The sequence below is a fragment of the Burkholderia aenigmatica genome (assembly GCF_048627025.1).
GTDB classification, from domain to species: Bacteria; Pseudomonadota; Gammaproteobacteria; order Burkholderiales; family Burkholderiaceae; genus Burkholderia; species Burkholderia aenigmatica.
Genome location: NZ_CP184468.1, coordinates 2,592,017 through 2,608,732 on the forward strand (window position 1 = coordinate 2,592,017; position 16,716 = coordinate 2,608,732).

Annotated in this window: 16 protein-coding genes; all 16 read right to left on the bottom strand. The window is 63.0% G+C overall.

Annotated features, from left to right (window positions below):
- Window positions 1-5: 5 nt before the first annotated feature.
- Entirely contained in the window at window positions 6-1,202 is a 1,197-nt protein-coding gene (locus ACN8ZM_RS12115; RefSeq protein WP_043188810.1) for an acyl-CoA dehydrogenase family protein, read from the bottom strand.
- A 54-nt stretch (window positions 1,203-1,256) separates the two neighbouring features.
- Window positions 1,257-1,679: a DUF1178 family protein gene (locus ACN8ZM_RS12120; protein ID WP_043188814.1), complete on the bottom strand. Its 423-nt coding sequence runs from the start codon at window positions 1,677-1,679 to the stop codon at window positions 1,257-1,259.
- A 136-nt stretch (window positions 1,680-1,815) separates the two neighbouring features.
- Window positions 1,816-2,406 carry an NUDIX domain-containing protein gene (locus ACN8ZM_RS12125; RefSeq protein ID WP_089450952.1) on the bottom strand — a complete coding sequence of 197 codons (591 nt, stop codon included), beginning with the start codon at window positions 2,404-2,406 and terminating at the stop codon, window positions 1,816-1,818.
- Window positions 2,407-2,442: 36 nt separating this feature from the next.
- Window positions 2,443-2,739 (bottom strand): DUF2818 family protein, encoded by a 297-nt coding sequence (locus ACN8ZM_RS12130; protein ID WP_043188818.1) that lies wholly within the window; start codon window positions 2,737-2,739, stop codon window positions 2,443-2,445.
- On the bottom strand, window positions 2,739-4,193 hold the full coding sequence (gene nuoN / locus ACN8ZM_RS12135) for an NADH-quinone oxidoreductase subunit NuoN (protein WP_179258716.1): 1,455 nt from the start codon (window positions 4,191-4,193) through the stop codon (window positions 2,739-2,741). Before nuoN ends, ACN8ZM_RS12130 begins: the two co-directional genes overlap by 1 nt.
- A 36-nt stretch (window positions 4,194-4,229) precedes the next feature.
- Window positions 4,230-5,720, bottom strand: a complete 1,491-nt coding sequence (locus ACN8ZM_RS12140) for an NADH-quinone oxidoreductase subunit M (RefSeq protein WP_043188824.1) — start codon at window positions 5,718-5,720, stop codon at window positions 4,230-4,232.
- A 16-nt stretch (window positions 5,721-5,736) separates the two neighbouring features.
- Window positions 5,737-7,791, bottom strand: coding sequence for an NADH-quinone oxidoreductase subunit L (gene nuoL / locus ACN8ZM_RS12145; protein WP_043188827.1), 2,055 nt, complete (start codon window positions 7,789-7,791; stop codon window positions 5,737-5,739).
- A gap of 17 nt (window positions 7,792-7,808) precedes the next feature.
- Complete coding sequence (nuoK, locus tag ACN8ZM_RS12150; protein WP_006478272.1) at window positions 7,809-8,114, bottom strand: NADH-quinone oxidoreductase subunit NuoK; 306 nt, start codon at window positions 8,112-8,114, stop codon at window positions 7,809-7,811.
- An 18-nt stretch (window positions 8,115-8,132) separates the two neighbouring features.
- Window positions 8,133-8,783, bottom strand: coding sequence for an NADH-quinone oxidoreductase subunit J (locus ACN8ZM_RS12155; protein ID WP_043188829.1), 651 nt, complete (start codon window positions 8,781-8,783; stop codon window positions 8,133-8,135).
- A 112-nt stretch (window positions 8,784-8,895) separates the two neighbouring features.
- Complete coding sequence (gene nuoI, locus ACN8ZM_RS12160; protein WP_011352695.1) at window positions 8,896-9,384, bottom strand: NADH-quinone oxidoreductase subunit NuoI; 489 nt, start codon at window positions 9,382-9,384, stop codon at window positions 8,896-8,898.
- A gap of 12 nt (window positions 9,385-9,396) precedes the next feature.
- On the bottom strand, window positions 9,397-10,464 hold the full coding sequence (gene nuoH, locus ACN8ZM_RS12165) for an NADH-quinone oxidoreductase subunit NuoH (RefSeq protein ID WP_043188836.1): 1,068 nt from the start codon (window positions 10,462-10,464) through the stop codon (window positions 9,397-9,399).
- A complete protein-coding gene (gene nuoG / locus ACN8ZM_RS12170; protein ID WP_089450954.1) occupies window positions 10,465-12,795 on the bottom strand; it encodes an NADH-quinone oxidoreductase subunit NuoG in 2,331 nt (776 codons plus the stop codon).
- 82 nt (window positions 12,796-12,877) lie between these two features.
- The gene (gene nuoF / locus ACN8ZM_RS12175; protein ID WP_043188842.1) at window positions 12,878-14,188 is read right to left on the bottom strand and encodes an NADH-quinone oxidoreductase subunit NuoF; all 1,311 of its coding nucleotides are present in this window, start codon (window positions 14,186-14,188) and stop codon (window positions 12,878-12,880) included.
- Window positions 14,185-14,670 (bottom strand): NADH-quinone oxidoreductase subunit NuoE, encoded by a 486-nt coding sequence (nuoE, locus tag ACN8ZM_RS12180; protein ID WP_006756903.1) that lies wholly within the window; start codon window positions 14,668-14,670, stop codon window positions 14,185-14,187. Before nuoE ends, nuoF begins: the two co-directional genes overlap by 4 nt.
- A 171-nt stretch (window positions 14,671-14,841) precedes the next feature.
- On the bottom strand, window positions 14,842-16,095 hold the full coding sequence (locus ACN8ZM_RS12185) for an NADH-quinone oxidoreductase subunit D (RefSeq protein ID WP_043188847.1): 1,254 nt from the start codon (window positions 16,093-16,095) through the stop codon (window positions 14,842-14,844).
- A gap of 9 nt (window positions 16,096-16,104) precedes the next feature.
- Complete coding sequence (locus ACN8ZM_RS12190; RefSeq protein WP_043188849.1) at window positions 16,105-16,707, bottom strand: NADH-quinone oxidoreductase subunit C; 603 nt, start codon at window positions 16,705-16,707, stop codon at window positions 16,105-16,107.
- Between the last annotated feature and the right edge of the window lie 9 nt (window positions 16,708-16,716).

A 16,716-nucleotide genomic window follows, 5' to 3' on the forward strand; every position in this document is an offset into this window, starting at 1 on the left:
CCTGATCACAGCCCCAGAATCATCTGCGCGATGATGTTCTTCTGGATCTCGTTCGAACCGCCGTAGATCGACGTCTTCCGGTAATTGAAGTAGTACGCGGCAAGCGGTGCCGCATCGTCGTCGCCCGCAATGCTGTGCTCGCGCTGGCCGTCGAGGAACGGTACGTCGAACGGTGCGGCGAGCGGGCCGATCGCATCGACCATCAGCTCGGTGAGCGCCTGCTGCACTTCCGTGCCCTTGATCTTCAGCATCGACGCCTCGGGGCCCGGCCCCTTGCCGCTCGTCTCTCGGCTGACGACGCGCAGCACCGTCACTTCAAGCGCCATCAGCTCGACCTCGAGCGCCGCGACCTTCGCGGCGAACACGGGATCGGCGAGCAACGGCTTGCCGTTCTTGCGCTGGTTCGACGCCACGCGCTTCAGGAACGCGAGCTCGCGCTTCGACGCGCCGACGCGCGCGATGCCGGTGCGCTCATGGCCAAGCAGGTATTTCGCGTAGGTCCAGCCGCGATTCTCGTCGCCGACGAGATTCTCGACCGGCACCTTCACGTCCTCGAAGAACACCTCGTTGACCTCGTGGTCCTCGTCGAGCATGACGATCGGGCGCACCGTGATGCCGGGTGTCTTCATGTCGATCAACAGGAACGAGATCCCCTCCTGTTTCTTCGCGGCCGGATCGGTGCGCACGAGGCAGAACATCATGTCGGCGTACTGGCCGAGCGTCGTCCAGGTCTTCTGGCCATTGACGATGTAGTGGTCGCCATGACGCTCGGCGCGCGTGCGCAACGATGCGAGATCGGATCCCGAACCCGGCTCCGAGTAGCCCTGGCACCACCAGTCCGAGCCATCGAGAATGCGCGGCAGATAATGACGTTTCTGCGCTTCGCTGCCGTATTTCATCAACACCGGCGCGACCATCGATACGCCGAACGGCAGCACGGTCGGCGCGCCGATCCGTGCGCACTCCTCATCCCAGATGTGCCGCTGCGTCGCGTTCCAGCCCGGGCCGCCATATTCGACCGGCCAGGCGGGCGCGGACCAGCCGCGCTGGCCGAGAATCCGGTGCCAGCTCGCGAAATCCTCGCGGTCGAGTCGTTTGTGATCGAGTACTTTGGCGCGCAGTGCGTGAGGCAAGTTGGCCTCAAGCCAGGCGCGAACGTCGACGCGGAACGCGTCGTCCGAGGGGGAATAATCCAGATCCATGCGCAGTGTCTCCTGTCCGCAGCCATCCGGCCCGACGAAGACTCACTGCATACGTTATTGCAGCGGTTCTTTCAACGCGGCAGGAATCGGCAGCGGCATCACGTCGATGCCTTCTTCGGCCAAGGATTGCGCATCTTCGGGCGTCGTGACGCCACGAATGCTGCGTGCCGGCGCCTCGTTGTAATGGATGCGCCGCGCTTCCTCAGCGAAGCGCTCGCCCACATTCTCGGTTTTCTCCAGCACCTCGCGCAGCGCACGCATCACCTGCGCCTGCAGTGCACGCGGATCGGCCGGCTGCGCCTGCGTCGCGCCCGACAGGTTCAGGCGCGGCGCCGACGGCAGACGGTTGACCTCGGTCGTTCCGCACACCGGGCATTCGACCAGCTTGCGGGACAACTGCGCTTCGAATTCATCGGCGGAAGCGAACCAGCCTTCGAACCGATGACCGTGCGGGCACTGTAAATCGAGGACCTTCATGCTGAATCAGGGCGTGTGACGAGTGTAGCGCAAAAAGCGGTTTTGTGAACGGTCGTGCTAAAAATTGGACGCGCGACGCGGAGGCGTCGCGTCATCGGATTGTAACGCGGCGCCCCACCCGCCGCTGACGCCGCACTCAGGGCGTCAGGACCGGCCCGAGCGGCCACGTGCCGGACAGCACCTTGTCGAGCCACATCGTACCGATGATCGTCTTCACGTCGGAGATCTGGCCCGTGCGCACCCATTCCTGCAGATCGGCTTGCGTCGCGGTGAAGGTTTCGAGGAATTCGCCTTCATCGAGCTTGCGCTCGCCGGCCGTCAGCCCGCGCGCCAGGTACAGGTCGATGAATTCGGTCGAATAGGAAATGATCGGGTGAATCCGGGCCAGGAATACGTACTCGCGTGCGGTGTAACCCGTTTCCTCGCGCAGTTCGCGCACCGCGCACGCGAGCGCGCCTTCGTTCGGATCCAGCTTGCCGGCCGGGAACTCGGCCATCACCTTGCCGATCGGGTAGCGATACTGGCTTTCCATCAGCACGCGGCCGTCGTCGAACAGCGGGATCACCATCACCGCGCCCGGATGCTGGACGTATTCGCGCGTGGCCTGCTTGCCGTCCGGCAGACGGACGGTATCGCGCTTGAGCTTGAGGAACGCACCTTCGAAGATCGCCTCGCTTTCGAGGCAGGTTTCGGTCAGTGCGGCGTCGTGATTGGGTAGTTCGGCCATCGGCGGCTCCAAAATTGAGCGCGACGGCCGAAGCCGTCAGCGTCGTTTGACGAGATACTGGAACGTGAAGCCGGGAAACGCGAACACGACGAACAAACTGAACGTGATCGCGTAGAACTGCCAGCCCTGTTCGAAGCGGTTGCCGGCGCGCGACTCGAGCCAGAAGCCGAGCGCGCCAACGATGAAGTACAGCACGATCAGCTCGCCGATCCGTACCCACCCGCTCTTCTTCGTCGCACCGAACGGCACGACGGCGAAGAGGCGTTGGTTCAGGAACGGCAGGTTGGCGCAGACAAGCGCCAACAGCACGATAAACCAGCCGGCTGCCGACATTACAGCGGCAACGTGTGACGAATTGCCTGCAGGCAAGCCGTCAGCAGCGGGCTCGGGATCAGGCCGAGCACGACGACCGCGAGGCCGTTCAGCACGAGGATCGTGCGCTTGCAGAAATCGCCCGAGATCGGCGTCACATCCTGCGGTGCATCGAAGTACATCAGCTTCACGATGCGCAGGTAGTAGAACGCGCCGAACAGCGACGTGATCACGGCCAGCACGGCCAGCCACGTGAGGCCCGCGTTGACGGTCGCCTCGAGCACGGCGAGCTTCGCGTAGAAGCCGACGGTCGGCGGGATACCTGCCAGCGAGAACATCATGACCATCATCACGAACGCGAACACCGGGCTGCGCTTGTTGAGGCCCTTGAAGTCGTCGATCGTTTCGGCTTCGAAATCGCGGCGCGCGAGCAGCATCACCACGCCGAACGAGCCGAGCGTCGTGATCAGGTAGACGATCGCGTAGAACATCGCCGAGCTGTATGCATTCGCCGGTGCCGCCGCGTCGCCCTTCACGATACCCGCGAGCAGGCCGAGCAGCACGAAGCCCATGTTCGAGATCGCCGAGTACGCGAGCATCCGCTTGATGTTGCGCTGGACGATACCGGTGATGTTACCGACGATCAGCGACAGCGCAGCGAGGATCACGAGCGCGGTTTGCCAGTTCTGTGCGAGCGGCAGCAGGCCCATCACCAGGAAACGCAGACCCCACGCGAACGCGGCAACCTTCGGGCCGCCGCCGACGAACAGCGTCATCGCGGTCGGTGCGCCTTGATAGACGTCCGGCACCCACATGTGGAACGGCACGGCGCCGAGCTTGAACGCGATACCGGCGACGATGAAGACCACGCCGAACATCAGCACGGCTGCGTCGGTGTTGCCGCCGACCGCCTTGTACACCTCGCCCAGCTCGAGCGAGCCGGTCGCACCGTAGAGCATCGAGATGCCGTACAGCACGAAGCCCGACGCGAGCGCGCCCAGCACGTAGTACTTCATCGCGGCTTCGCTCGACTGTGCAGCGTCACGGCGCAGCGCGATGACGGCGTACAGCGACAGCGACATCAGTTCGAGACCGAGGTACAGCGTCAGGAAGTTGTTGCCCGACACCATGACCAGCTGACCGAGCAGCGAGAACATGCCGAGCAGGAACACGTCGCCGCGGAACATGTCGCGATCTTCGAGGTACTTGCGCGAATAGACGAGCGAGACCGCGAAACCGAACGACACGACCGCCTTCATCATGCTCGCGAACGAGTCGACGACGATCATCTTCGAGAAGAAGTAGTACTGCTGCGGGTCGAGCGCCTGCACCGCGAACCACACGCCGGCAACGACCGACGATACGACCGCGATCAGATAAGTCAGACGGCGGCCGGAAGCACCGGTAAAGGTGTCGTTCAGCCATGCGACGACGATGGCGGCCATCACCAGCGCGTCAGGCAACAGGACATTCATAGGAGCGTTCATGATCTTGAGTTCCTCCGCTCGCGATTACTGGGCCAGCGGCAGCTTCGACTGCGCGACATGGGAGAGGAGGTTTTCCACGGAAACGTGCATCACGTCGGTGAAAGGCTTCGGATACAGGCCCATCAGCATCGTGAACGCGGCGAGCACGGCCAGCATCACGAATTCGCGACGGCCGATGTCCTTCAGCTTGGCAACGTGATCGTTCGCAACCGCGCCGAAGTACACGCGCTTGTACATCCACAGCGTGTAAGCAGCACCGAGGATCAGCGTGAATGCCGCACCGAATGCGATCCAGAAGTTGTACTGGACGGCAGCGAGAATCACCATGAACTCGCCGACGAAACCCGACGTGCCCGGCAGGCCGCAGTTGGCCATCGAGAACAGCATCGCGAAGGCCGCGAACTTCGGCATCACGTTGACGACACCACCGTAATCGGCGATCTGGCGCGAGTGCACGCGGTCGTACAGCACGCCGATGCAGAGGAACATCGCACCCGACACGAAGCCGTGCGAGATCATCTGGATGATCGCGCCTTCGACGCCGAGCTGGTTGAAGATGAAGAAGCCGAGCGTGACGAAGCCCATGTGCGCGATCGACGAATACGCGACCAGCTTCTTCATGTCGGACTGCACCATCGCGACGAGGCCGATGTAGATCACCGCGATCAGCGACAGCGTGATCACGACGGGTGCCAGGAAATGGCTCGCGTCAGGCGTGATCGGCAGCGAGAAGCGCAGGAAACCGTATGCGCCGAGCTTCAGCATGATCGCAGCCAGCACGACCGAGCCGCCCGTCGGCGCTTCCACGTGCGCATCCGGCAGCCAGGTGTGGACCGGCCACATCGGCACCTTCACCGCAAACGCGAGGAAGAAGGCAATGAACAACAGTATCTGCGGCGTCATCGCGATCTTCGCGTTCTGCCACGTCGCGAGGTCGAACGAATGCGTTTCCGTGTACAGGTAGATCAGTGCGACCAGCATCAGCAGCGAGCCGGCCAGCGTGTACAGGAAGAACTTGAATGCTGCATACACGCGGTTCGGGCCGCCCCACACGCCGATGATGATGTACATCGGGATCAGGGTCGCTTCGAAGAACACGTAGAACAGCAGGCCGTCGGCCGCCGAGAAGACGCCGATCATGATCCCGGACAGGATCAGGAACGCCGCGAGGTACTGCGCGACGTTCTCGGTGATCACTTCCCATGCGGCGATCACGACGATCACCGTGATCAGCGCGGTCAGCACGACGAACCACATCGAGATGCCGTCGACGCCGAGGTGATACGCGATGTCGAAGCGTTCGATCCAGGTCGAGTTCTCGACGAACTGCAGCGCAGCCGTGCTCGAATCGAAGCCCGTGATCAACGGGATCGTGACCGCCAGGCCGAGCAGCGAACCGATCAGCGCAATCCAGCGGGCCGTCCCCGGATTTTTATCGTTACCCACCGCGAGCACGAGGAGGCCGAAAACGATCGGCAGCCAGATCGCGGTACTGAGAATCGGAAAAGCGTGCATTAAGTTGTCCCCCGCCTTATTTGCCGCCGAGCGTTACAAACAGGGTCAGGAGCCCCAGCATGCCGATGATCATGGCGAACGCGTAGTGATAGATGTAACCGGATTGGAGGAAGCGGATCACGCTGGCGAACCAGCCAATGAACCGGGCGCTGCCGTTGACGAGGCCGTCGATCACCACGACGTCACCCTCCTTCCACAGGCCGCGGCCGATCGCCACCGAACCGCGGGCGAACACCACTTCGTTGATCTTGTCCATGTAGTACTTGTTGTCCAGCAGCGTGTAGATCGGGCCGAACGCGCGGCGGATCGACGCCGGCAGTTCCGGACGCTTCAGGTACAGGAACCACGCGACAACGACACCGGCGAGTGCGAGCCAGACCGGCAGGCCCGACACCGAGTGCAGGCCCATGCCCACCCAGCCGTGGAACTCTTCGGCCATCTCGGCCAGTGCCGGATGGTTTTCGCCGATGAAGATCACCTTGTCGAATGCAACGCCGTGCTGGAAGAAGTCACCGAACAGCATCGGGCTGATCGCGAACGCACCGATGATGACCGACGGGATCGCCAGCAGGACCAGCGGCACCCACACGACCCACGGGGTCTCGTGCGGCTCGTGCGCGTGGTCGTCATGACCATGGCCATGGCCGTGATCGTCGTGGCCGTGTGCAGCCGCCATGCCCATCGGCGATTCCGGATGCTTCGGCTTGCGGAAGCGCTCTTCGCCGTGGAACACCAGGAAGTACATGCGGAACGAGTACAGCGCCGTGACGAACACGCTCGCGACCACCGCGAAGTAGGCGAAGCCCGAACCCGGCAGGTGCGACAGCTTCACTGCGTCGATGATCGAGTCCTTCGAGTAGAAGCCCGAGAAGAACGGCGTGCCGATCAGCGCGAGCGAACCGACGAGCGACGTGATCCACGTGATCGGCATGTACTTGCGCAGGCCGCCCATGTTGCGCATGTCCTGGTCGTGGTGCATGCCCATGATGACCGAGCCGGCGCCGAGGAACAGCAGCGCCTTGAAGAACGCGTGCGTCATCAGGTGGAACACGGCGACCGGGTAAGCGGACACGCCGAGCGCGACGGTCATGTAGCCGAGCTGCGACAGCGTCGAGTACGCGACCACACGCTTGATGTCGTTCTGGACGATGCCGAGGAAGCCCATGAAGAGCGCCGTGATCGCGCCGATCACCGTGATGAACGACAGCGCGGTATCCGACAGTTCGAACAGCGGCGACATGCGCGACACCATGAAGATGCCGGCGGTCACCATCGTCGCCGCGTGAATGAGCGCGGAGATCGGGGTCGGGCCTTCCATCGAGTCCGGCAGCCACACGTGCAGCGGGAACTGTGCCGACTTACCCATCGCGCCGATGAACAGGCAGATACAGGCCACGGTCAGCAGGCCCCAGTCGGTGCCCGGGAAGTGCAGGCTCGCGAGTTCCGCGCGTTTCGCAAACACTTCGCCGTAGTTCATCGAACCCGCGAATGCGAGCAGCAGGCCGATGCCGAGCAGGAAGCCGAAGTCGCCCACGCGGTTCACGAGGAACGCCTTCATGTTCGCGTAGATCGCGCTCTCACGCGTGAAGTAGAAGCCGATCAGCAGGTACGACACCAGACCCACCGCTTCCCAGCCGAAGAACAGCTGCAGGAAGTTGTTGCTCATCACGAGCATCAGCATCGAGAACGTGAACAGCGAGATGTACGAGAAGAAGCGCTGGTAGCCGTCTTCTTCCGCCATGTAGCCGATCGTGTACACGTGCACCATCAGCGAGACGAAGGTCACGACGACCATCATCATCGCGGTCAGCGAATCGACGAGGAAGCCGACTTCGAGCTTCAGCGAACCGACGTTCATCCATTCGTAGACGGTCGCGTTGAAGCTTGCGCCGCCCATCACGTCGAAGAAGACTTTCGCCGACAGGAGGAACGCGATCATTACGCCGAGGATCGTGATCCGGTGTGCGCCCTTGCGCCCGACTGCGTTCCCGAACAGCCCCGCAATCAGCGAGCCGGCCAGCGGAGCGAGCGGAATCGCCAGCAGCAGGTTTTCATTGAGTGTCGTTGACATAACAGCGTTGCCTGAAATTAACCTTTGAGCTGATCGAGATCCTCGACATTGATCGTGTCGAGCTTACGGAACAGGGTCACCAGAATCGCGAGGCCGATCGCGGCTTCCGCTGCGGCGACCGTCAGCACGAAGAACACGAAAATCTGGCCGTGCACATCGCCGAGGTAATGCGAAAACGCGACGAAGTTGGTGTTCACCGCCAGCAGCATCAGTTCGATCGACATCAGGATGATGATGACGTTGCGGCGGTTCAGGAAGATCCCGACGATCGCGATCGCAAAAAGGATCGCGCCGAGTACGAGGTAGTGAGCCAGAGTCAGCATGGTTTTCTTTTCCTCCGCTTAGCCGTTGGTGCTCGAACCGGCTTCGCTCTGCGCCGTTTCCGGCTGCGGCTTTTCCGCTTCCATCTTCACGAGGCGCACGCGGTCGTTGCGGCGCACCTTGACCTGATCCGACACGCGCTGGCGCTTGCTGTCCTTGCCCTTGCGCTCGGTCAGCCCGATTGCGGCAATGATCGCGACCAGCAGCACGAGGCCGGCGATTTCAAACGCGAAGATGTAGTCGGTGTAGATCACCTTGCCGATCAGTCGCGTGTTCGACCACTTGGCCATCTCGCCCGTCGCCATCGCGTGCACCGTCTGCGTGTCGCCGTAGCCGCGCCACAGGATCAGCGCGGTTTCGATCACGATGATCGCGCCGACCACGGTCGCCATCGGGACGAAGCGTTTGAAGTCGCGACGCAGGTAGTCGATGTTGATGTCCAGCATCATCACGACGAACAGGAACAGCACCATCACGGCGCCCACGTAGACCAGCACCAGCAGGATCGCGAGGAACTCCGCTTCCAGCAGCATCCAGATCGCGGCGGCGTTGAAGAACGCCAGCACAAGGAAAAGCGCAGACGCCACCGGGTTGCGCGAAGTGATCACCTTCAGCCCTGATACCACCAGGAGCAGCGCGAAGATGTAGAACAGTACGGTCGTGAATTCCATGATTACCGGTTCATCGTTAGGCCATAGTCAGGCGCGGCTTGCGGGACGCTCTTGCGAGCCGCACCCGTCGCGGCGGCTCGGCCCGTGCTTCGGGCCGGCACTGCAAACACAATCAACGATACGGCGCGTCGGCAGCCTTCGCCGCTGCGATGTCCTTCTCGTAGCGATCGCCCACTGCGAGCAGCATTTCCTTCGTGAAATACAGGTCGCCGCGCTTTTCGCCGTGGTACTCGAGAATCTGCGTCTCGACGATCGAATCGACCGGGCAGCTCTCTTCGCAGAAACCGCAGAAGATGCACTTCGTCAGGTCGATGTCGTAGCGCGTCGTGCGGCGCGTGTTGTCCGCGCGCGTTTCCGATTCGATCGTGATCGCCATCGCGGGGCACACGGCCTCGCACAGCTTGCACGCGATGCAGCGCTCTTCGCCGTTTTCGTAGCGGCGCAGTGCATGCAGCCCGCGGAAACGCGGCGAAATCGGCGTCTTTTCTTCCGGGAACTGCACGGTGACCTTGCGCTTGAACGTGTAACGGCCGGTCAGCGCGAGCCCCTGCAGCAGCTCGGTCAGGAAGAAGGTCTTAAAGAAGTGTTGGATTGCGCTCATGATTTCGTCCGATTACTTCACCCAGATGTTGAGCGGCGACATCATCCAGAAGCCGACCACGACCACCCAGACCACCGTGACGGGCAGGAACACCTTCCAGCCCAAGCGCATGATCTGGTCGTAACGGAAACGCGGGAACGTCGCGCGAACCCAGATGAACACCGACAGCAGCGCGAATATCTTCAGCACCAGCCAGAAGATGCCCGGAATGAACGACAGGAATTCGAACGGTGCATCCCAGCCGCCGAGGAACAGCGTCGCAGTCAGCGCCGAGATCACGATCATGTTGATGTACTCGGCGAGGAAGAACAGCGCGAACGCCATACCCGAGTAATCGATCATGTGACCCGCGACGATTTCCGACTCCCCTTCCACCACGTCGAACGGGTGGCGGTTCGTTTCGGCGATGCCCGAGATGAAGTACACGACGAACGCCGGCAGCAGCGGCAGCCAGTTCCACGACAGGAAGTTCACGCCGTGGCCAGCGAAGAAGCCGTGTTGCTGCGAGCCGACGATTTCCGACATGTTCAGGCTGCCGGCCGTCATCAGCACGAGCACCAGCGCGAAGCCCATCGAGATTTCGTACGAGACCATCTGCGCCGCGGCGCGCATCGCACCGAGAAATGCGTACTTCGAGTTCGACGCCCAGCCGGCGAGAATCACCGCGTACACGCCGATCGACGAGATCGCCATCGCGTACAGCAGGCCCGCGTTGATGTCCGCGAGCACGGCCTTGGCCTGGAACGGGATCACCGCCCACACGGCGAACGCCGGCACGACGGTCATCACCGGCGCGATCAGGTACAGCCAGCGGCTGGCGGCGCTCGGCTGAATGACTTCCTTCAGCAGCAGCTTCAGCACGTCGGCGATCGGCTGCAGCAGGCCGCCGGGGCCGACGCGGTTCGGGCCGAGACGCACGTGCATCCAGCCGATCAGCTTGCGTTCCCACAGAATCAGGTACGCGACGCACAGCAGGATGACGACGGAGACGACGAGGATGCGCACGACTGCCCACACCGTCGGCCACGCGAAGCCGAGAAGCTGGGACCCGCCCGCGTTGATCGTATCGAACAAGCTCATTTACGCCTTCTCCACCACCAGTTCACCGGACAGGCTACCGAGCGCTGCGCCGGCAGGCGTCGCCGCCGACACGCGAACGACGGTCTCCGCAAGATTCGCGTCGCGCACGGCCGGCAACTGCACCGCACGCTCGCCCTGGCGCACGCGCACCGCGTCGCCTTCCTTCAAGCCCAGCTTGTCGAACAGCGCGGCCGGCAGGGCTGCGGCATTCGCCGCCTTCGCAGCGGCCGTCAGGTGCAGTGCACCTGCGCGGCGCACGAGTGCGTCGGCGTGATAGATCGGCACATCGGCCAGGCGCTCGAACCCGCCGTTCGCGGCATTCGCCGCGACGCGCACCGGCGCGACCGACGTCTGGTTCGACAGGCGACCCGCGACGCCGGCGTCGCCGAGCGCTGCGAGACGCACTTCTTCCGAGGTCTCGTATTCGAAGTTCGGCAGACCGAGCAGGCTGCCGAGCACGCGCAGCACCTTCCAGCCCGGACGCGTGTCGCCGAGCGGGCGCACGACGCCGTTGAAGCTCTGCACGGTGCCTTCCGCATTCACGTACGTGCCGGCCGTTTCCGTGAACGGCGCAACCGGCAGCAGCACGTCGGCGTAGTCGAGGCCGTGCTTGAACGGCGACATCACGACGACCATCTCAGCCTGGTTCAGTGCGGCAAGCGCCTGTGCCGGATCGGCGGTGTCGAATTCCGGTTCGACGTTCAGCAGCACGTAGCCCTTGCGCGGCTGCGCGAACGCTTCGCGTGCGTTCAGGCCGCCTTCGCCCGGCAGTGCGCCGACGACGTGCGCACCGACCGTGTTCGCCGCTTCCGTCAGGAAGCCGAACGTGGCGCCGGTGTTGTCGGCGATCCACTTGGCGACCGCGTGCAGCTTGGCGAATTCCGGATGGCGGACCGCGACGTTGCCGAGCAGCACTGCGCGGCGTTCGCCGTTCGCGAGCGACTGGGCGACAGCCTGTGCAGCCGGCGATGCCGTGACGCCCGCGAGCGTGTCGGGCAGCGCGACGCCGCGCAGTTGCGCGACGGCCGCGGCGATACCGGCCAGCTCGTCGAGCCATGCGGACGGCGCAGCAACGATGCGTTGCGCGGTCGGGATCAGCGCGTCGTCACCGGTTGCGTGCAGGAAGTGCAGCTTCGCGCCGTTCTTCGCGGCCTGACGCAGGCGGGCGGCGAACAGCGGGTGGTCGCGGCGCAGGAACGAACCGACGACGAACGCGGCGTCCACGTTCGACAGGTCGGCGATCGGCATGCCGAGCCACGGCGCGCCCTGGACCGGCGCCGAGAAATCCTGCTGGCGCAGACGGAAGTCGACGTTCGGCGTCTTCAGTTCGTTGGCGAGCTGCTTCACGAGGAACAGCTCTTCAGCGGTGCTGTGCGCGCTCGCGAGCATCGCCAGCGCGTTCGCGCCGTGATCCGCAGCGATGCCCTTCAGGCCCTTCGCGACGTATTCGAGTGCGGTCTGCCAGTCGGTTTCGATCCACTGGCCACCCTGCTTCAGCATCGGCTTCGTCAGGCGCTCTTCGCTGTTGAGGCCTTCATACGAGAAGCGATCCTTGTCCGAGATCCAGCATTCGTTGACGGATTCGTTCTCGAACGGCAGCACGCGCATCACGCGGTTGTTCTTCACTTGCACGACGAGGTTCGCACCGACGGAATCGTGCGGGCTCACCGACTTGCGGCGCGACAGTTCCCACGTCCGGGCGCTGTAGCGGAACGGCTTGCTGGTCAGCGCGCCGACCGGGCACAGGTCGATCATGTTGCCCGACATTTCGGAATCGACCGTCTTGCCGACGAACGTCGTGATTTCCGAGTGCTCGCCGCGGCCCAGCATGCCGAACTCCATCACGCCGGCGATTTCCTGACCGAAGCGGACGCAGCGCGTGCAGTGGATGCAGCGCGACATTTCTTCCATCGAGATCAGCGGGCCCACGTTCTTGTGGAACACCACGCGCTTCTCTTCCGCGTAGCGCGACGACGACTTGCCGTAACCGACCGCCAGATCCTGCAGCTGGCATTCGCCGCCCTGATCGCAGATCGGGCAGTCGAGCGGGTGGTTGATGAGGAGGAATTCCATCACCGACTGCTGCGCCTTCACGGCCTTGTCGGATTGCGTATGGACGATCATGCCGGCCGACACGGGGGTCGCACAGGCAGGCACGGCCTTCGGCATCTTCTCGACTTCGACGAGACACATCCGGCAGTTGGCCGCAACCGACAGTTTCTTGTGATAGCAGAAGTGAGGAATGTACTTATCCGCCTTGTGCGCAGCCTGGATCACCATGCTGCCTTCGGGCACCTCGACCTTCTTGCCGTCTATTTCAAGTTCAACCATGATGGTGAATGGTCCTTAACCTATTTCCGCCCGTTCGCGCCTTCGCCCGACCGTGCGCTCAAATTCCGCAACCGGGTACGCTTCAGGCTGCCGCCGCGTGCGCGTGGCCGCCGACCATGCAGTGCTTGTGCTCGACGTGGTACGCGAATTCGTCCCAGTAGTGCTTGAGCATCCCGCGTACCGGCATCGCCGCCGCATCGCCGAGTGCACAGATCGTGCGGCCCATGATGTTCTCGGCAACCGAGTTCAGCAGGTCCAGATCTTCCTGGCGCCCTTCGCCGTGCTCGATACGATTCACGACGCGATACAGCCAGCCGGTGCCTTCACGGCACGGCGTGCACTGGCCGCACGATTCCTCGTAGTAGAAGTACGACAGGCGCAGCAGCGAGCGCACCATGCAGCGCGTCTCGTCCATCACGATCACCGCGCCGGAACCGAGCATCGAGCCCGCCTTCGCGATCGAATCGTAGTCGAGATCCGTCTGCATCATGATGTCGCCCGGGATCACCGGTGCCGACGAACCGCCCGGAATCACGGCCTTGATCTTCTTGCCGCCGCGCATCCCGCCGGCGAGCTCCATCAGCGTCGCGAACGGCGTGCCGAGCGGCACTTCGTAGTTGCCCGGACGCTCGACGTCGCCCGACACCGAGAAAATCTTCGTGCCACCGTTGTTCGGCTTGCCGATCTCGAGGTAATTCTGCGGCCCGATGGACAGCAGGAACGGCACCGCGGCGAACGTCTCGGTGTTGTTGATCGTGGTGGGCTTGCCGTACACGCCGAAGCTCGCCGGGAACGGCGGCTTGAAGCGCGGCTGGCCCTTCTTGCCTTCGAGCGACTCGAGCAGTGCCGTTTCTTCGCCGCAGATGTACGCGCCGTAACCGTGGTGCGCGTGCAGCTGGAAGGAGAATTCCGAGCCCATGATGTTGTCGCCGAGGAACCCGGCAGCGCGCGCTTCATCGAGCGCGGCTTCGAAGCGTCGATACACTTCGAAGATTTCGCCGTGGATGTAGTTGTAGCCGACGGTGATGCCCATCGCGTACGCGCCGATGGCCATGCCTTCGATCAGCGCATGCGGGTTCCAGCGCAGGATGTCGCGATCCTTGAACGTGCCCGGTTCGCCTTCGTCCGAGTTGCAGACGAGGTACTTCTGCCCCGGGAACTGGCGCGGCATGAAGCTCCACTTCAGGCCGGTCGGGAAGCCCGCACCGCCCCGGCCACGCAGGCCCGACGCCTTGACGTCGGCGATCACCTGCTCGGGCGAAATCTTTTCTTCGAGAATGCGGCGCAGCTGCTTGTAGCCGCCGCGCGCGACGTAATCTTCGAGATGCCAGTTCTCGCCGTTCAGACCAGCGAGGATCAGCGGTTTGATGTGACGGTCGTGGAGGGACGTCATTTCGAGAGCTCCTCAAGCAGCTGGTCGATCTTCTCGCGGCTCATGAAGCTGCACATTCTGTGGTTGTTCACCAGCAGCACCGGTGCATCGCCGCACGAGCCCATGCATTCGCCTTCCTTCAGCGTGAACTTGCCGTCGGGCGTGGTCTCGCCGAAGCCGATGCCCAGCTTCTGTTTCAGGTAGTCGGCAGTCGCTTCCGCGCCGCCGTGCGGGCCAAGCTGGCACGGCAGGTTCGTACAGAGCGTGATCTTGTGCTTGCCGACCGGGTTGAGCTCGTACATCGTGTAGAACGTCGCGACTTCCTGCACGGCAACGGCCGGCATGCCGAGATAGTCCGCAACGAACTGCATCAGTTCGGGCGACAGCCAGCCGTGCTCTTCCTGAGCAACGGCCAACGCCGACATCACGGCGGACTGTTTCTGATCGGCGGGATACTTCGTCAACGCTCGATCGATTTCCTTCAGGCCTTCAGCTGAGATCATTTTCAGACACGACTCTTTCAATTCCTACCGAACGAACAACCTGCCGCACATTGGGGTGCATGGACGGCAGACCTGGCGCTCACTGTTGACAGCTTGCGAAGCCGCGCCGGTTCAGCGCGCATCGCGTGTGACTTGCTGCTCGCCGCCCGCTCGCGCGGGCGGCGCTAACCATTAGCGATCGATTTCGCCGAACACGATGTCCTGCGTACCGATGATCGTGACGGCATCGGCGATCATGTGACCGCGTGCCATTTCGTCGAGCGACGCCAGGTGCGCGAAACCCGGTGCGCGAATCTTGAGGCGATACGGCTTGTTGGCACCATCCGACACGAGGTAGATGCCGAACTCACCCTTCGGATGCTCGACCGCCGCGTACGCTTCGCCTTCCGGCACATGGAAACCTTCGGTGAAGAGCTTGAAGTGGTGAATCAAGTCTTCCATGTTGGTCTTCATGCCGACGCGCGACGGCGGGGCAACCTTGTGATTGTCCGTCATCACCGGGCCCTGATTCTTGCGGAGCCACTCAATACACTGTTTCGCGATACGGATCGACTGGCGCATTTCTTCGACGCGCACCAGATAGCGGTCGTAGCAATCGCCGTTCACGCCGACCGGCACATCGAAATCCATGCGATCGTACACTTCGTACGGCTGCTTCTTGCGCAGATCCCAGGCAATGCCCGAGCCGCGCAGCATCGGGCCCGTCAGGCCCATCTGCAGCGCACGTTCCGGGCTGACCACGCCGATCCCGACCAGACGCTGCTTCCAGATCCGGTTGTCGGTGAGCAGCGTTTCGTATTCGTCGACGCACTTCGGGAAGCGCGTGAAGAAGTCGTCGATGAAGTCGAGCACCGAGCCGCTGCGCGCTTCGTTCATCTTCGCGAGCGCCTTCTCGTTACGGATCTTCGACGCCTTGTATTGCGGCATTGCGTCAGGCAGGTCGCGATAGACGCCGCCCGGACGGTAGTACGCCGCGTGCATCCGGGCACCGGACACCGCTTCGTACACGTCCATCAGGTCTTCGCGTTCGCGGAATGCGTACAGGAACACGGCCATCGCGCCGACGTCGAGTGCGTGTGCGCCGATCCACATCAGGTGGTTCAGCACGCGCGTGATCTCGTCGAACAGCACGCGGATGTACTGCGCGCGCTCAGGCACTTCGATGCCGAGCAGCTTTTCGATCGCGAGCACGTAGCCGTGCTCGTTGACCATCATCGACACGTAGTCGAGACGGTCCATGTACGGCACGGACTGGATGAACGTTTTGGATTCCGCGAGCTTTTCGGTCGCGCGGTGCAGCAGGCCGATGTGCGGATCGGCACGCTGGATGACTTCGCCGTCGAGCTCGAGCACGAGGCGCAGCACACCGTGCGCTGCCGGGTGCTGCGGGCCGAAGTTGAGCGTGTAGTTCTTGATTTCTGCCATGACGCCCCCTTAATGTTTCAGACCGCCATAGCGATCCTCGCGGATCACGCGCGGCGTGATTTCGCGCGGCTCGATCGTCACCGGCTGGTACACGACCCGCTTCTCTTCCGGGTCGTAACGCATTTCGACGTAGCCCGACACCGGGAAGTCCTTGCGGAACGGGTGGCCGATGAAGCCGTAGTCGGTGAGGATGCGGCGCAGGTCGGGGTGGCCTTCGAACACGATGCCGTACAGGTCGAACGCTTCGCGCTCGTACCAGTTCGCGGAGGTCCAGATGTCGACCAGCGATGCCACGATCGGCAGGTCGTCGTCCGGCGCGAATGCGCGCAGGCGCAGGCGCCAGTTGTTCGTGACCGACAGCAGGTGCGACACGGCCGCGAAACGCGGGCCGTCGTAAGCGCCGTCGCCGAAGGTCTGGTAGTCGACGCCGCACAGGTCGATCAGTTGCTCGAAACGGAGCTTCGGATCGTCGCGCAGCATCTTTGCGACTTCGAGGTAATCGCTCGCCTTCACGACGAGCGTCAGTTCACCGATCGCTTCGGTGAGGCTCACCACGCGCGCGCCGAGCGCGGCTTCGAGGTTTGCCTTGAGGGTCTCGATTTTGCTTGCCATATTGAGGGG

Excerpts from the sequence above, each read along its gene's own strand:
- ACN8ZM_RS12115 (WP_043188810.1), bottom strand. The coding sequence starts at position 1,202 with ATGGATCTGGATTATTCCCCCTCGGACGACGCGTTCCGCGTCGACGTT.
- ACN8ZM_RS12120 (WP_043188814.1), bottom strand. The coding sequence starts at position 1,679 with ATGAAGGTCCTCGATTTACAGTGCCCGCACGGTCATCGGTTCGAAGGC.
- ACN8ZM_RS12125 (WP_089450952.1), bottom strand. The coding sequence starts at position 2,406 with ATGGCCGAACTACCCAATCACGACGCCGCACTGACCGAAACCTGCCTC.
- ACN8ZM_RS12130 (WP_043188818.1), bottom strand. The coding sequence starts at position 2,739 with ATGTCGGCAGCCGGCTGGTTTATCGTGCTGTTGGCGCTTGTCTGCGCC.
- nuoN (WP_179258716.1), bottom strand. The coding sequence starts at position 4,193 with ATGAATGTCCTGTTGCCTGACGCGCTGGTGATGGCCGCCATCGTCGTC.
- ACN8ZM_RS12140 (WP_043188824.1), bottom strand. The coding sequence starts at position 5,720 with ATGCACGCTTTTCCGATTCTCAGTACCGCGATCTGGCTGCCGATCGTT.
- nuoL (WP_043188827.1), bottom strand. The coding sequence starts at position 7,791 with ATGTCAACGACACTCAATGAAAACCTGCTGCTGGCGATTCCGCTCGCT.
- nuoK (WP_006478272.1), bottom strand. The coding sequence starts at position 8,114 with ATGCTGACTCTGGCTCACTACCTCGTACTCGGCGCGATCCTTTTTGCG.
- ACN8ZM_RS12155 (WP_043188829.1), bottom strand. The coding sequence starts at position 8,783 with ATGGAATTCACGACCGTACTGTTCTACATCTTCGCGCTGCTCCTGGTG.
- nuoI (WP_011352695.1), bottom strand. The coding sequence starts at position 9,384 with ATGAGCGCAATCCAACACTTCTTTAAGACCTTCTTCCTGACCGAGCTG.
- nuoH (WP_043188836.1), bottom strand. The coding sequence starts at position 10,464 with ATGAGCTTGTTCGATACGATCAACGCGGGCGGGTCCCAGCTTCTCGGC.
- nuoG (WP_089450954.1), bottom strand. The coding sequence starts at position 12,795 with ATGGTTGAACTTGAAATAGACGGCAAGAAGGTCGAGGTGCCCGAAGGC.
- nuoF (WP_043188842.1), bottom strand. The coding sequence starts at position 14,188 with ATGACGTCCCTCCACGACCGTCACATCAAACCGCTGATCCTCGCTGGT.
- nuoE (WP_006756903.1), bottom strand. The coding sequence starts at position 14,670 with ATGATCTCAGCTGAAGGCCTGAAGGAAATCGATCGAGCGTTGACGAAG.
- ACN8ZM_RS12185 (WP_043188847.1), bottom strand. The coding sequence starts at position 16,095 with ATGGCAGAAATCAAGAACTACACGCTCAACTTCGGCCCGCAGCACCCG.
- ACN8ZM_RS12190 (WP_043188849.1), bottom strand. The coding sequence starts at position 16,707 with ATGGCAAGCAAAATCGAGACCCTCAAGGCAAACCTCGAAGCCGCGCTC.